A 12,691-nucleotide genomic window follows, 5' to 3' on the forward strand; every position below is an offset into this window, starting at 1 on the left:
CCTTTAGAGGCGAGATAGCACAGCAATGAAATTTAGTATAAGCCGCGAACAATTTTTACAACCCCTTCAGCTGGTATCGGGGGCTGTAGAGCGTAGACACACATTACCTATTCTCTCCAACGTGCTCATTAAAGTTAGTGAAGACGCACTATGGCTAACAGGTACAGATTTAGAGGTTGAGCTCATTTCTAGCGTTAAGTTAGAAGGGGAGTTCACCGAAGGCGAAATCACCGTTCCTGCTAAGAAACTCTTCGATATTATTCGAGGTATTTCTGAAGGTACCGATATTCATTTTTCTATAGATGGTAACAAAGCGCTGATAAAAGCAGGGCGTGGTCGTTACACTCTATCTACTTTATCAGCCAACGATTATCCAAATCTAGAAGATTGGGAAGGTGAAGTAGAGTTTGAAATCACCTGTAGTGATATGAAGCGCTTGATTGATTCAACAAGCTTTTCAATGGCGCAACAAGATGTCCGCTATTATTTGAATGGCATGTCGTTAGAGACGGAAGAAAATATTATTCGCACTGTGGCAACTGACGGTCATCGTCTAGCACTTTGTCGTTTAAGCTACGAAACAACGCTTCCTGCCCGACAAGTTATTATTCCTCGTAAAGGTGTGCTTGAAATATCTCGTTTGATCACTGAAGACGATAAGTCATTAAAAGTACAAATAGGCGCAAACCATTTACGTATTTTTTCAAACGACTTCATCTTCACTTCTAAACTTGTAGATGGCCGATTCCCTGATTATCGTCGTGTACTACCTCAAGATGGTGATAAAGAAATTATTGCCAGTAAAGCGGTACTGAAAGACGCGTTTTCACGTGCAGCCATTTTATCTAATGAAAAGTTTCGTGGGGTTCGTTTAAATCTTTCTTCTGGTGAACTGAAAATTACAGCTAATAACCCAGAGCAAGAAGAAGCCGAAGAAATTGTAGATGTAAACTACCAAGGCGACGATTTAGAAATTGGGTTCAATGTCGCTTATCTTATTGATGTATTGAATTCGCTAGGGTCTGACGATGTGAAAATCAGTTTGTCTGATTCTAATGCGAGTGCATTGATTGAAGATGCTGCTGACGATGCTGCACTTTATGTCATTATGCCAATGCGTCTGTAATTATTAATATATTTCATTATCTATCGGCGATGGTGGTGGTTACGATTAATCGTTTTCTTCCATCGCTGCTGTTTATCTCTTATTACCGTCCTTTTTACCGAGTCCTCTTATGAAACTGGACAAAGTCCAGCTTACGAACTTCCGTAACATTTCATCTGCTAATCTTTCACCTTCTCCTGCGTTAACAATTATCCGCGGTGTAAATGGCAGTGGAAAATCATCACTGGTTGAATCCATTTTCTATTTAGGTTTTGGCCGCTCCTTTCGTACTAATAAACACACATCTGTTATTAAGACGGGGGAAGAGGAGTTTAGTGTATTTGCTAGCTGCAAAAACGAAGAAAGTGAAACGTTAAACGTAGGCTTTCAGCGTAGAAGAAACGACACATTCACATGTAGTATTAACGGTGAGCATTCAAATAAACTTTCTGACTTAGTCAGTCTAGTACCCGTTCAACTGTTTACACCCCAAAGTACTGACCTTATTTTAGGTTCGCCTTCTGAACGTAGACGATTTTGTGATTGGGGATTGTTTCACGTGGAACATGACTTCCAAATGCTATCAGTACAGTTTTCAAAATTTCTTAAGCACCGTAATGCACTATTGAAACAGCAGTCTGATTTGTCGGCACCAGAAAACCAGTATTGGGAACAATGTTTTTTAGAGCGGGCAGAAGCGCTGTCGATAAAACGAGAAGGCTATATATCAAAACTGACGCCTATTTTTGAAAAATATGCGACAACATTTCTAGCTGAGTACGAAGTTTCCCTTAATTACTACAAAGGATGGGAAAAAGATGCGTCTTTAGCAGAAAGCTTAGTTAAAAAACGTGAGTATGATGGTAAAATAGGTCATACAACTTCTGGCCCCCATAAGGCTGATATTAAGCTAAAAGTTAATGGGGTTAATGCCCAAGAGTTATTATCACGTGGGCAGCTTAGAATGGCTGTTGCGGCGCTGCAAATGGCGCAAACAGAACTATTTAATACTTTAACTAACAGGAAGAGTATCTTCTTGTTAGATGATGTAGGCGCAGAACTTGACGCCGATAAACGTGAGTTATTTATAGACGGGCTGTTGGATATGGATACGCAGGTTTTCGTTACTGCAATTGAATCTTCGCAGCTTGAATTCATACAAAAATATAACGAAAAGAAAATGTTTCACGTGGAACATGGAAGCGTGAAAGAGGAGTAAAACCTAGTATGTCAGAACAGAATAATTACGACTCGTCCAGTATCAAGGTACTTAAAGGATTAGACGCCGTACGAAAGCGTCCTGGTATGTATATCGGTGACACGGACGATGGTACAGGACTTCACCACATGGTTTTCGAGGTTGTTGATAACTCGATAGATGAAGCTTTGGCTGGACACTGTTCAGAAATCGTTGTGCAAATACACACAGATGGCTCTGTTTCTGTATACGATGACGGTAGAGGAATTCCAACTGCAGTGCACGAAGAAGAAGGTGTGTCTGCGGCTGAAGTTATTATGACAGTTCTGCATGCTGGCGGTAAGTTCGATGATAACTCTTATAAAGTATCTGGCGGACTACACGGCGTTGGTGTTTCAGTAGTAAACGCATTATCGAGCAAGTTGAAGCTTCGTATTCGTCGTGAAGGCAAAACACACGAACAAGAATATCAACATGGTGTTCCTCAGGCGCCTTTAGCTGTAATTGGTGAAACTGATAAAACAGGTACTAGTGTTCGCTTTTGGCCAAGCTCAGATACCTTTACTAACACCTTATTTCATTACGATATTCTAGCTAAACGTTTAAGAGAGTTATCTTTCCTTAACTCTGGTATTTCAATTCGATTGAAAGACGAGCGTGACGGTAAAGAAGATCACTTCATGTACGAAGGTGGAATTAAAGCTTTTGTTGAATACTTGAATCAAAAGAAGACACCTGTTCACCAGAAGGTTTTCCATTTTACGCATGAACAAGAAGATGGTATTTCAGTAGAAGTGTCTATGCAGTGGAATGATGGCTTCCAAGAAAACATTTACTGCTTTACTAACAACATTCCTCAAAGAGACGGTGGTACTCACTTAGCCGGTTTCCGTGGTGCGTTAACAAGAACGCTTAATAACTACATGGAAAAAGAGGGTATGAACAAAAAGGCCAAAACTAACACGAGCGGTGATGATGCGCGTGAAGGTTTAACGGCTGTTGTATCAGTGAAAGTTCCTGACCCTAAATTCTCATCTCAAACTAAAGATAAGCTGGTTTCATCAGAAGTGAAAACAGCAGTTGAATCAGCAATGAACGAAAAACTTGCTGAGTTCTTACTTGAGAACCCTGCCGAAAGTAGAATTATTGCAGGTAAGATTATCGATGCTGCACGAGCTCGTGACGCAGCACGTAAAGCACGTGAAATGACTCGCCGTAAGGGCGCGTTAGACTTAGCTGGTTTACCGGGTAAGCTTGCTGATTGTCAGGAAAAAGATCCTGCACTAAGCGAACTATATATAGTGGAAGGGGACTCTGCTGGCGGTTCAGCCAAGCAGGGACGAAACCGTAAGAACCAAGCTATTCTTCCGCTTAAAGGGAAAATATTAAACGTTGAGAAAGCACGTTTTGACAAAATGCTTTCTTCACAAGAAGTTGCCACGCTAATCACTGCACTAGGCTGCGGTATTGGCCGCGACGAATATAACCCAGAAAAACTACGTTATCACAGCATTATTATCATGACGGATGCTGATGTGGATGGCTCGCACATTCGTACATTGCTACTGACATTCTTCTATCGTCAAATGCCAGAAATCATCGAACGTGGTTATATTTATATTGCACAGCCGCCACTTTATAAAGTGAAAAAAGGTAAGCAAGAGCAATATTTGAAAGATGATGATGCGTTAACGGCATACCTGACTTCTATCGCAATTGATGGTTCATCTCTGCACACCAGTGATGATGACCCAGGTATTAGCGGTGTAGCGTTAGAGCAATTGGTAACCTTATACCAATCAGCAGAGAAGATGATTACGCGCATGAAGCGTTTAATGCCTTCCTCTATTCTTTATAGAATGATTTATACGCCTACATTGAATCTAGAAGATTTAAAAGATGAAAGCACACTCGCAAACGTAGCTGAACACTTTGTTGCACAGCTTACTGAACGTGAAAATGATGGCGCAACATACCGCTATGAAATTCGCAGAGACATCGAACTTAGCGAGTTCTATATCACCATTATCATGCGTATGCATGGTATCGATTACGAATACGTAATTGGTCACGACTTTATTGAGTCTACTGAATATCAGCGTCTTAAAGAGCTTAATTTGGCGATTAACGACATGATGAGCGCAAATGCGTTTATACAACGTGGTGATCGTAAAATGCCTGTAGAGTCATTTAAAGAAGCACTAGATTGGTTAATGAGTGAAGCTAAACGTGGTCAGTACATTCAGCGCTATAAAGGGCTAGGTGAGATGAACCCAAGCCAGCTTTGGGAAACCACCATGGATCCTGAAGGTCGTAGAATGCTTCAAGTTAAAATTGAAGATGCTATAGCGTGTGACCAGTTGTTTACTACGCTAATGGGTGACCAAGTAGAACCAAGAAGAAACTTCATTGAAGCTAACGCGTTAAGAGTAGAAAACTTAGACGTGTAAGAGGTCAATGACCCCACACGTTAGATTAGTGTGAAAAGATAAAGAAAAAGCCTGGCTTCTTTAAAAAGAATCCGGGCTTTTTTATTGTTAAATCACACACAGTATAATCAAAATCTACATATAGACTTGTGGCCTTAGAATGTCCGTCTACAACAGATTGCCTGCTGTTTCGCTTTAGACCATTCAATCCATAAGAAAACCTCTGTAGTACTCACAGAGACGCCCTGAGGTGTATAGGAGAGGCAAAATTAATGTGAGGTGGAAATATATGCCTTATAGAAAAGGAAGATATTCCATCGGGTTATGATGCTCATGATGACTTAATGACGCCGCGTTATGTCTAATTAATTAATAATTGATAATGAAGCCATGGCGGCAGGTGTGATTAAGCAAAGACAATAAGACAACGTAGTGACGATTGAGAGCCTTAATTAGCCTTAATTAGCGTTAATTAAAAAAATAATACGCTAAAGCAAAAAGGCTAGGTCAAAAAAAAGAGTAGGGTTTAATACCTACTCTTTTCTAATTTGTAGCGCTATGTATAACTGGCGTATAAGCGACATATAAGCGACATATAAGCGACATATAAGCGACTAGGAACCAAACCTTACTGCGTTCGAGTTATCACTAGACTCACTTCATTGTCATCTGAAGGAGCAACCTGAAAACGGTATATCCCTGTATTAGAGGGCGTAAACTGAAGGTTCTCAGAACCTTGTTTACAGACTAAGAATACCTTGGTGCTTACCATAACAGGCTGACCTTTATAATTACCCCCACAACTTTGACTCGGTGTCCAAATAGCATCAGACAAACGAAAATCATAGGGCTGTCCATCAGCGATAAGTTCTACATTTACGTACCAGCCCTTACTATCTTTTTTAAATTGATAGGCCGATGTGGCTTCCCACCAATTAAATACACCTCGAAGATACAAGTTTTCGAACTGAATTTTTGGCACGGACTGGGCTACTTCTGGGATAGAAAAACCACTTCTGCTTGAACAGGCAGAAACAAAGAGCGAAAAAATAATGACTAAAAGGGTTTTATTCACACTAACTCCAATAAAAAAACGCTCAACAGATGTTGAGCGTTTGTAGTCTATAGCTTACTTACCAAACTAATTTAAGACTTTGCCAACAGGGAAATATCTGCGGTTGTAAGGAAAAGTTGCCTTAAAAGCGATAACAACGCAAGTCTGTTTTGTTTAACCGCGTCATCGTCTGCCATTACCATCACATCATCAAAGAAGCTATCGATAGCTTTACGCAACGTTGCCATAGTTGAAAGTATTTTAGTGTAATCTTGAGTAGCAACAGCGGTAGTTACCACAGATTCAGCCGACATTAGCGCGCTATAAAGTGCCTTTTCAGCGTCTTCACTTAGCAATGATTCATCAATAGATGCATTACCGCTGCTGTCGACACCTTGCTTAGCTAGTATGTTCGCTACACGCTTGTTAGCTGCTGCTAATGCCTGAGCTTCATCAAGCTGTTTAAACTCGGCTACCGCGTTTACACGAGCTACATAATCACGAGGTTGGGTAGGGCGCCTAGCGGAAACCGCTTGAATAACATCAATAGCGATACCTTGGTCTTGCAACACCGCGACAAATCTTGCTAATACAAAGTCGACAACCTGTGCTTGGAAGTCTTGGTTAGAAAGCTTATTACCGTATACTTCACCCGCTTTAGCAACAAGTGCTTCAAGATCTAGTGGTAGTGAAAGTTCGGTGATGATGCGCAGTACACCAATAGCTGCCCGGCGTAACGCGAAAGGGTCTTTATCACTTTTCGGTAGTTGGCCAATACCAAAAATTCCGACTAAAGTATCTAGCTTGTCAGCAAGTGCGACTGCAGCACTGATTCCAGGGGAAGGCAAAGCGTCACCGGCAAATCTAGGCATATACTGTTCGTAAAGCGCTTCAGCAACCGCCGCATCTTCACCATCATTTAACGCATAGTATTTACCCATAACGCCTTGTACGTCTGGGAATTCCATTACCATGTTGGTCATCAAATCAGTTTTAGCAAGTAAACCTGCACGAGCCGCAAGGGCTTCATTCGCGTCGATTTGTGACGCAATAAAACCAGATAGCGCAGAAATACGTTCAGATTTTTCTTTAAGTGTTCCTAATTGCTTTTGGAAAAGCACGCTCTCAAGGCTGGCAAGTCTGCTTTCAAGTGATGTCTTTTTATCACTGTTAAAGAAGAACTCAGCATCAGCTAGGCGAGGGCGAATAACTTTTTCATTGCCGCTTATTACCTGAATAGGATCTTGGCTTTCAATATTACTGACAAATAAGAACGTGTTAGAAAGCTGACCTTCGCTATCAAGCAATGGCACATATTTCTGATCGTCTTTCATGGTGTAAATAAGCGCTTCTTTAGGCACCGCTAAGAAGCCTTCTTCAAAGCTTGCTTGCATCACTACCGGCCATTCAACCAATGAAGCAATTTCTTCAAGCAGGTCTTCGTTAAAATCAGGTGTAAGCGAAAGCGCATCAGCAGCAGTTTGTAGTTGCTGACGTACCTTGTCTTTACGCGCGGTAAAATCAGCTACCACGTAATGCGCTTCCAAGGCACTTGCGTAGTTGTCAGCATGGTCTAGCTCAAAGCGCGCTTCACCATGGAAGCGATGACCTTGAATAGTCCTTCCGCTTGCTAAGCCTAACGCGGTTAAGTTCACTACTTCACTGCCATACAACGCCGTAAGGGTATGAACTGGGCGAATAAACTGCGTAGTGTAATTACCCCAACGCATCGCTTTAGGGATAGGAAGCTTAGCAATAGCCTGGTTAAGTAAAGACGCTAGTAACTCGCCAATCTGTTTGCCTGGCACGTGCGCTTTGTGCAACAGCCATTCACCTTTGTCGGTAACAAGGCGTTCAGCATCTTCTACACTAATACCATTACCACGGGCCCAACCTTGAGCGGCCTTGGTAGGATTGCCATCTGCATCAAAAGCGGCACTTACAGCAGGGCCGCGTTTTTCTACCGTTTTATCAGCTTGGCTTTCAGCCAACGCAGAAACATAAACAGCTAAGCGACGTGGTGCTGCAAACCAGCTTACGCTGGTAAAACTAAGCTCAGCAGCGCTAAGTGCTGCCTCAAATTGCTGTGCAAAGGCTTCGCCAAGAGACTTAAGCGCTTTAGGTGGAAGCTCTTCTGTTCCAAGCTCTATCAAACAATTCTCTGTTCGCACCCTTAAGACTCCTTATTACAAAGTGGGAAACCAAGCGCTTCACGCTTCTGGAAATAGCTTTCAGCACATGCTTTTGCGAGAGTACGAACGCGTAAAATATAGCGTTGACGTTCTGTCACTGAAATAGCATGGCGAGCATCTAGCATATTAAATGCATGAGATGCCTTCATGACTTGCTCGTAGGCAGGTAGTGGTAAATTCTTCTCGATAAGTAGTTGGCTAGCTGCTTCACATTCATCGAATGTACGGAACAGGGCATCAACGTTGGCATATTCAAAGTTATAGGTAGATTGCTCTACTTCATTTTGATGGAATACGTCGCCATAGGTGACTTTACCCATAGGGCCATCTGCCCATACTAAGTCGTAAATGCTATCTACGCCTTGTACATACATGGCTAAACGTTCTAGGCCGTAAGTAATTTCGCCCGTAACTGGCTTACATTCAATACCGCCAACTTGTTGGAAGTAAGTGAACTGCGTCACTTCCATACCATTAAGCCATACTTCCCAACCAAGGCCCCAAGCGCCAAGGGTAGGTGACTCCCAGTTGTCTTCAACAAAGCGAATGTCATGCACCAGTGGATCGAAACCTAATTCTTTCAAAGAACCCAAATACAATTCCTGAATATTGTCAGGAGAAGGCTTCAACATGACTTGGAATTGATAGTAATGTTGTAAGCGGTTTGGGTTTTCACCGTATCGACCATCAGTAGGACGACGGCAAGTTTGTACATAGGCACTGCTCATAGGCTCTGGGCCTAATGAACGAAGAAATGTCATTGGGTGAAAGGTACCCGCACCTACTTCCATATCAAGGGGCTGAATGATTACGCACCCTTGACGCGCCCAATAATCTTGAAGCGCAAGGATCAAACCTTGAAAGGTATTAATATCGTATTTCTGCATACATCCGCTGCTTATTGGTTATCTGTATCTTTAAAGGTGGGATAGTATACAATTTGTAACGCATAGTATGTAGGTGTAAAGCGTTAAAAAGCGCCATGAAACCCGCTAAAAGATGACTAAAAGGTCGATTGAAGAGGCTATTTAAGATTATGACATCAACTGGATTGAATCGGTGTGGCTGGGTGAGCGATGACCTTCTATATCAAAAATACCACGATGAGCAGTGGGGGCGACCTGTTTTCGATAGCAAAGAGTTGTTCGCTAAACTTTGTTTGGACGGTCAACAGGCTGGATTGTCGTGGATAACCATTTTAAAAAAACAAGAAAATTATGAAGCTGCTTTCCATGACTTTGAGCCTACAAAAATAATTCAAATGGATGAGCAAGAAATAGCGGCATGCTTGCAAAACCCTGGCATTGTGCGCAACAAGCTAAAAGTCGCATCAATTATTAAGAATGCCCATGGCTATTTAAACATCGAAAAACGCCAAAGTTTTTCTGACTTTATTTGGCAGTTTACCGACGGTAAAACTATTATCAATGAATGGAAAGACTTTAAAGAAGCGCCTACCTTTACTGCTGAATCCAAAGCAATGTCGAAAGCGCTGAAAAAAGAGGGCTTTTCCTTTGTAGGGGAAACCATTTGTTATGCATTCATGCAAGCGGTAGGCATAGTGAATGACCATGTTACAGGCTGTCATTGTTACGAAGAAACCTGTCAACTAGCAAGACGATAACCCTACATAAAACCCAATAAAAAAGCGCTTCATACGAAGCGCCTTTAAAGGGGGTGCTGAAATTATAGCAACCGGCTAGGTAATCGACTGACAATACGCCTTTATTGCTGGCATTTCACTTAACACTTTAGATTCATAATCTGACTCAATCTGCTCTCTAGCTATGTCTTGCTTACGCTTTTCTTGTTTAGACAGTTTCTGCCTATCTTCTAGCACGGCAAAACCGCTCACTTCTACGAATAACGCATAAGTATGAGGGTAGGACGCTTTATGATCTGGAGGAGACAAAATAGGTAATGCTCCCAACAAATTAACTATCCGAATAACCCCTTCAGATAAGTCGCACTGTTGTTGCTCCATTGCCTTAGCGATAGTGTAAATACTTTCACTAATCGTTTTTATACGCTCGTCTCTTACTTTCTGCTGGCGTTGGTTTTGTTGCTTTAGCTGGAACAACAACCGACCGGCATAAAAACCAAGTGCGACTATAATTAATAGCGCCACAATAACTAACACTGTCCACAGCATAAAACAGAGCCCGCCTTACTATTTCTTAAAGTCGTTAATATCTATAGCGTCCAAATCACCTAATGGATCCATTTCGTCGTCATCCTCATCATCGTCTTCAACGATGCCAAGCAAATCACAAAGAATGCGGTGTCGTGCCATTTTTTCATCAACGTAAGATTGTTGTTCTTTAGTAAGTTGCTTGTCGTCATCAAGCTTATCTAACAATGACGCTAAACGCTGATCTGCTTCAAGTGCCGCTAGCTCTTCGCTAGGTGTGGCGAATTTCTGCTTTTGAGTCGGCGTAGTAATTGTCGTTTTCTTAACAACTAAAGGAATAGGTTTCTTGCTGCCTAAACGAGGGTCTTGGTTCTCACGACGTTTAGAAGTACCGTTCTCACCTTGCCCAACGTTATGACGGCTGCCAGCAGGTTTACCTTTATGCTTCTTTGGACGAGGGGTACTCTCCAGACGTTTTTGCCCAGGTTTACGATCAGGATCTTTCCTGACGCCAATGAGTCCAACTTTACGAGACTTTTTTGATCTTGCCATATATAAAAGGTATCAAATTTTTAGTGATTGAAAGGGCGTATTATAGCGCGAATTGCTCAAAGCTTCTTCATCAATAAAGCATGATTCATCGGAAAGTGAATATGCGGTTGGGTCTGTTCGCGATAATACAACTTGAAGGTCTACGAAAAAGTACGTGTTTGCCGAATAATGCGTAATACAAACGCTAGGTAATACGTGAATTTAGGCAAGAAAAAAGGCGATGGCTTTCACCATCACCTTACATTGTTTGAGTGTCAGATGACACCTCTCCCGTTATTTACACTTCTATGTGTAGTTGTGCTTCCCAGCTTGGCTCCCCTTTTTATTGGTTTTAGCAGAGCTCATTTTTGTTCTTGGCCTTCTTGGCGCTTTATCCAATCTTCCGTGTTGTATTATTATTATTCTTGTTATTTAGCTTGTTGGGTTTCAGACAAACCTACAAACTATCGCGATAGACTACACGAATAATTTTGAAATACAACTTTATACGCAACAATTAATTAACAATTGAGCGTGTAACTTTAGAATTTTAGTGTAAGCCCGCGATATAATTAGATAATATTTCGATATCTTCATCGGTTAATTTCATCGCAATATCACGCATCATGCCATTCATATCGTTGTGGCGCTCGCCAGCACGGAAAGATTTCAATTGTGCTGCAGTATAGGTTACATGCTGGCCACTGATATCAGGGAAACCCGCTAAGCCCATACCGTTACCTTTAGGACCGTGACATGCTATACATGCGGTCACGCCACGAGACTCATCGCCTCCTTGGTATAAAGCGCGACCAGCTTCAATGTATTGCTCTGCCGTTTCACCTTCTTTAGGTGTTTGGCTAGAAAAGTAAGCGGCTAAGTCTTTCATGTCTTGTTCTGAAAGAGGGGCTGCCATACCATTCATTACCGCATTGTTACGGCCTTCTTCGCCACCTGTCTGTGACGCAAGTTTGAACTCCATTAATTGCTTAACGAGGTACTTTTCGTGCTGTCCTGCTATTTTGGGATTCATGTCTATCATGCTGTTACCATCAGGCCCATGACATGCTGCACATACTGCAGATTTTGCTTTACCGGCTTCAGCATCACCTTCTGCCATCGCAGAAACTGAAATACCTAAAGACACACACAATAACAAACACAGTTTTTTCATAATAAATCTCTTAAATGGATCCAACGGCTCGCGTAACATACGTGATATCATGCGTATTTTACACATTTAACGCGTCAGAAAAACCTATTCCATGATAAAACTATGGTTTTTAGCAGGTTTAGATCATTAATAGAGTTTAATTCTAGGGTTATGACGCATTTGAGGTAAGTCTAGATGTCGTATTACACCAAAGCAAAGTTCTTTACCAGTGCACCTGATATTCGCCATTTAAAAGATGACAGCGGTATTGAGGTGGCGTTTGCTGGCCGTTCTAACGCGGGCAAGTCGAGCGCATTAAATACACTCACTCGTCAAAAGAACCTAGCAAGAACCAGTAAAACACCAGGTCGTACACAGCTCATCAACGTTTTTAATCTTGAAGAAGACCGTCGTTTAGTCGATTTGCCTGGTTATGGGTTTGCGCAAGTACCACTTGCAATGAAAAATAAATGGCAACAAGCATTAGGTGAATACCTTCAAAAGCGTAAATCGCTTAAAGGTTTAGTGGTGCTTATGGATATTCGTCACCCGTTTAAAGATCTTGATCAAGATTTGATTCATTGGGCAGTAGATTCCAATATCCCTGTATTAGCCTTGCTGACTAAGTCAGATAAGCTCAAGTCGGGTAAGCGAAAAGCTCAGCTGCTTATGGCGCAGGAAGCTGCACTGGCGTTTATGGGTGATGTGACCGTAAATACCTTCTCATCGTTAAATCGACAGGGATTGCCAGAGCTCGAAAAAGTGTTGAATAAGTGGTTGGCACTTGACGAAAAATCTCCTGACGCAGAATAAAATAAACAGTTTGAACGACTGAGCTAAACAAAGGGCCAGATAAAAGAAAGCCCCGCTAAAAAGCAGGGCCAAAATACTGAGAGAA

General features: G+C 41.8%; 11 protein-coding genes. 5 read left to right on the forward strand and 6 right to left on the reverse strand.

Annotated features, from left to right (window positions below; translation table 11 throughout):
* The first annotated feature begins 25 nt into the window (after positions 1-25).
* From dnaN to gyrB, 3 genes are all read left to right on the forward strand, one after another.
* The gene (gene dnaN, locus C7Y69_RS01315; protein ID WP_013782507.1) at positions 26-1,126 is read left to right on the forward strand and encodes a DNA polymerase III subunit beta; all 1,101 of its coding nucleotides are present in this window, start codon (positions 26-28) and stop codon (positions 1,124-1,126) included.
* A gap of 109 nt (positions 1,127-1,235) precedes the next feature.
* A complete protein-coding gene (gene recF / locus C7Y69_RS01320) occupies positions 1,236-2,324 on the forward strand; it encodes a DNA replication/repair protein RecF (protein ID WP_126871547.1) in 1,089 nt (362 codons plus the stop codon).
* Positions 2,325-2,332: 8 nt separating this feature from the next.
* Positions 2,333-4,753, forward strand: a complete 2,421-nt coding sequence (gene gyrB, locus C7Y69_RS01325; protein ID WP_013782509.1) for a DNA topoisomerase (ATP-hydrolyzing) subunit B — start codon at positions 2,333-2,335, stop codon at positions 4,751-4,753.
* A 607-nt stretch (positions 4,754-5,360) separates the two neighbouring features.
* Here the strand turns inward: gyrB and C7Y69_RS01330 are convergent.
* The 3 genes from C7Y69_RS01330 to glyQ all read right to left on the reverse strand — a co-directional run bounded on the left by C7Y69_RS01330 (position 5,361) and on the right by glyQ (position 8,865).
* Complete coding sequence (locus C7Y69_RS01330) at positions 5,361-5,807, reverse strand: hypothetical protein (RefSeq protein ID WP_126871548.1); 447 nt, start codon at positions 5,805-5,807, stop codon at positions 5,361-5,363.
* 71 nt (positions 5,808-5,878) lie between these two features.
* Entirely contained in the window at positions 5,879-7,957 is a 2,079-nt protein-coding gene (glyS, locus tag C7Y69_RS01335) for a glycine--tRNA ligase subunit beta (RefSeq protein ID WP_126871549.1), read from the reverse strand.
* Positions 7,958-7,959: 2 nt separating this feature from the next.
* Positions 7,960-8,865, reverse strand: coding sequence for a glycine--tRNA ligase subunit alpha (gene glyQ, locus C7Y69_RS01340; protein ID WP_013782512.1), 906 nt, complete (start codon positions 8,863-8,865; stop codon positions 7,960-7,962).
* 149 nt (positions 8,866-9,014) lie between these two features.
* Between glyQ and C7Y69_RS01345 the strand changes: the two genes are divergently transcribed.
* Positions 9,015-9,602, forward strand: a complete 588-nt coding sequence (locus C7Y69_RS01345) for a DNA-3-methyladenine glycosylase I (protein WP_126871550.1) — start codon at positions 9,015-9,017, stop codon at positions 9,600-9,602.
* A 75-nt stretch (positions 9,603-9,677) separates the two neighbouring features.
* Here the strand turns inward: C7Y69_RS01345 and C7Y69_RS01350 are convergent, their stop codons facing one another.
* The 3 genes from C7Y69_RS01350 to C7Y69_RS01360 all read right to left on the reverse strand — a co-directional run bounded on the left by C7Y69_RS01350 (position 9,678) and on the right by C7Y69_RS01360 (position 11,814).
* On the reverse strand, positions 9,678-10,130 hold the full coding sequence (locus C7Y69_RS01350) for a DUF2489 domain-containing protein (RefSeq protein WP_126871551.1): 453 nt from the start codon (positions 10,128-10,130) through the stop codon (positions 9,678-9,680).
* A gap of 18 nt (positions 10,131-10,148) precedes the next feature.
* On the reverse strand, positions 10,149-10,661 hold the full coding sequence (gene yihI, locus C7Y69_RS01355; protein WP_126871552.1) for a Der GTPase-activating protein YihI: 513 nt from the start codon (positions 10,659-10,661) through the stop codon (positions 10,149-10,151).
* 529 nt (positions 10,662-11,190) lie between these two features.
* The gene (locus tag C7Y69_RS01360; RefSeq protein ID WP_013782516.1) at positions 11,191-11,814 is read right to left on the reverse strand and encodes a c-type cytochrome; all 624 of its coding nucleotides are present in this window, start codon (positions 11,812-11,814) and stop codon (positions 11,191-11,193) included.
* A gap of 174 nt (positions 11,815-11,988) precedes the next feature.
* On the opposite strand from C7Y69_RS01360, the gene yihA reads away from it, so the two are divergent.
* Positions 11,989-12,606, forward strand: coding sequence for a ribosome biogenesis GTP-binding protein YihA/YsxC (gene yihA, locus C7Y69_RS01365; RefSeq protein ID WP_126871553.1), 618 nt, complete (start codon positions 11,989-11,991; stop codon positions 12,604-12,606).
* The last annotated feature ends 85 nt before the right edge of the window (positions 12,607-12,691 follow it).

The organism is Alteromonas sp. KS69 (assembly GCF_003989595.1).
In the GTDB taxonomy this organism is placed as follows: Bacteria; Pseudomonadota; Gammaproteobacteria; order Enterobacterales; family Alteromonadaceae; genus Alteromonas; species Alteromonas naphthalenivorans.

Coding starts and splice junctions, on each gene's coding strand:
- dnaN (WP_013782507.1), top strand. CDS start 26: ATGAAATTTAGTATAAGCCGCGAACAATTTTTACAACCCCTTCAGCTG.
- recF (WP_126871547.1), top strand. CDS start 1,236: ATGAAACTGGACAAAGTCCAGCTTACGAACTTCCGTAACATTTCATCT.
- gyrB (WP_013782509.1), top strand. CDS start 2,333: ATGTCAGAACAGAATAATTACGACTCGTCCAGTATCAAGGTACTTAAA.
- glyQ (WP_013782512.1), bottom strand. CDS start 8,865: ATGCAGAAATACGATATTAATACCTTTCAAGGTTTGATCCTTGCGCTT.
- C7Y69_RS01345 (WP_126871550.1), top strand. CDS start 9,015: ATGACATCAACTGGATTGAATCGGTGTGGCTGGGTGAGCGATGACCTT.
- C7Y69_RS01350 (WP_126871551.1), bottom strand. CDS start 10,130: ATGCTGTGGACAGTGTTAGTTATTGTGGCGCTATTAATTATAGTCGCA.
- yihI (WP_126871552.1), bottom strand. CDS start 10,661: ATGGCAAGATCAAAAAAGTCTCGTAAAGTTGGACTCATTGGCGTCAGG.
- C7Y69_RS01360 (WP_013782516.1), bottom strand. CDS start 11,814: ATGAAAAAACTGTGTTTGTTATTGTGTGTGTCTTTAGGTATTTCAGTT.
- yihA (WP_126871553.1), top strand. CDS start 11,989: ATGTCGTATTACACCAAAGCAAAGTTCTTTACCAGTGCACCTGATATT.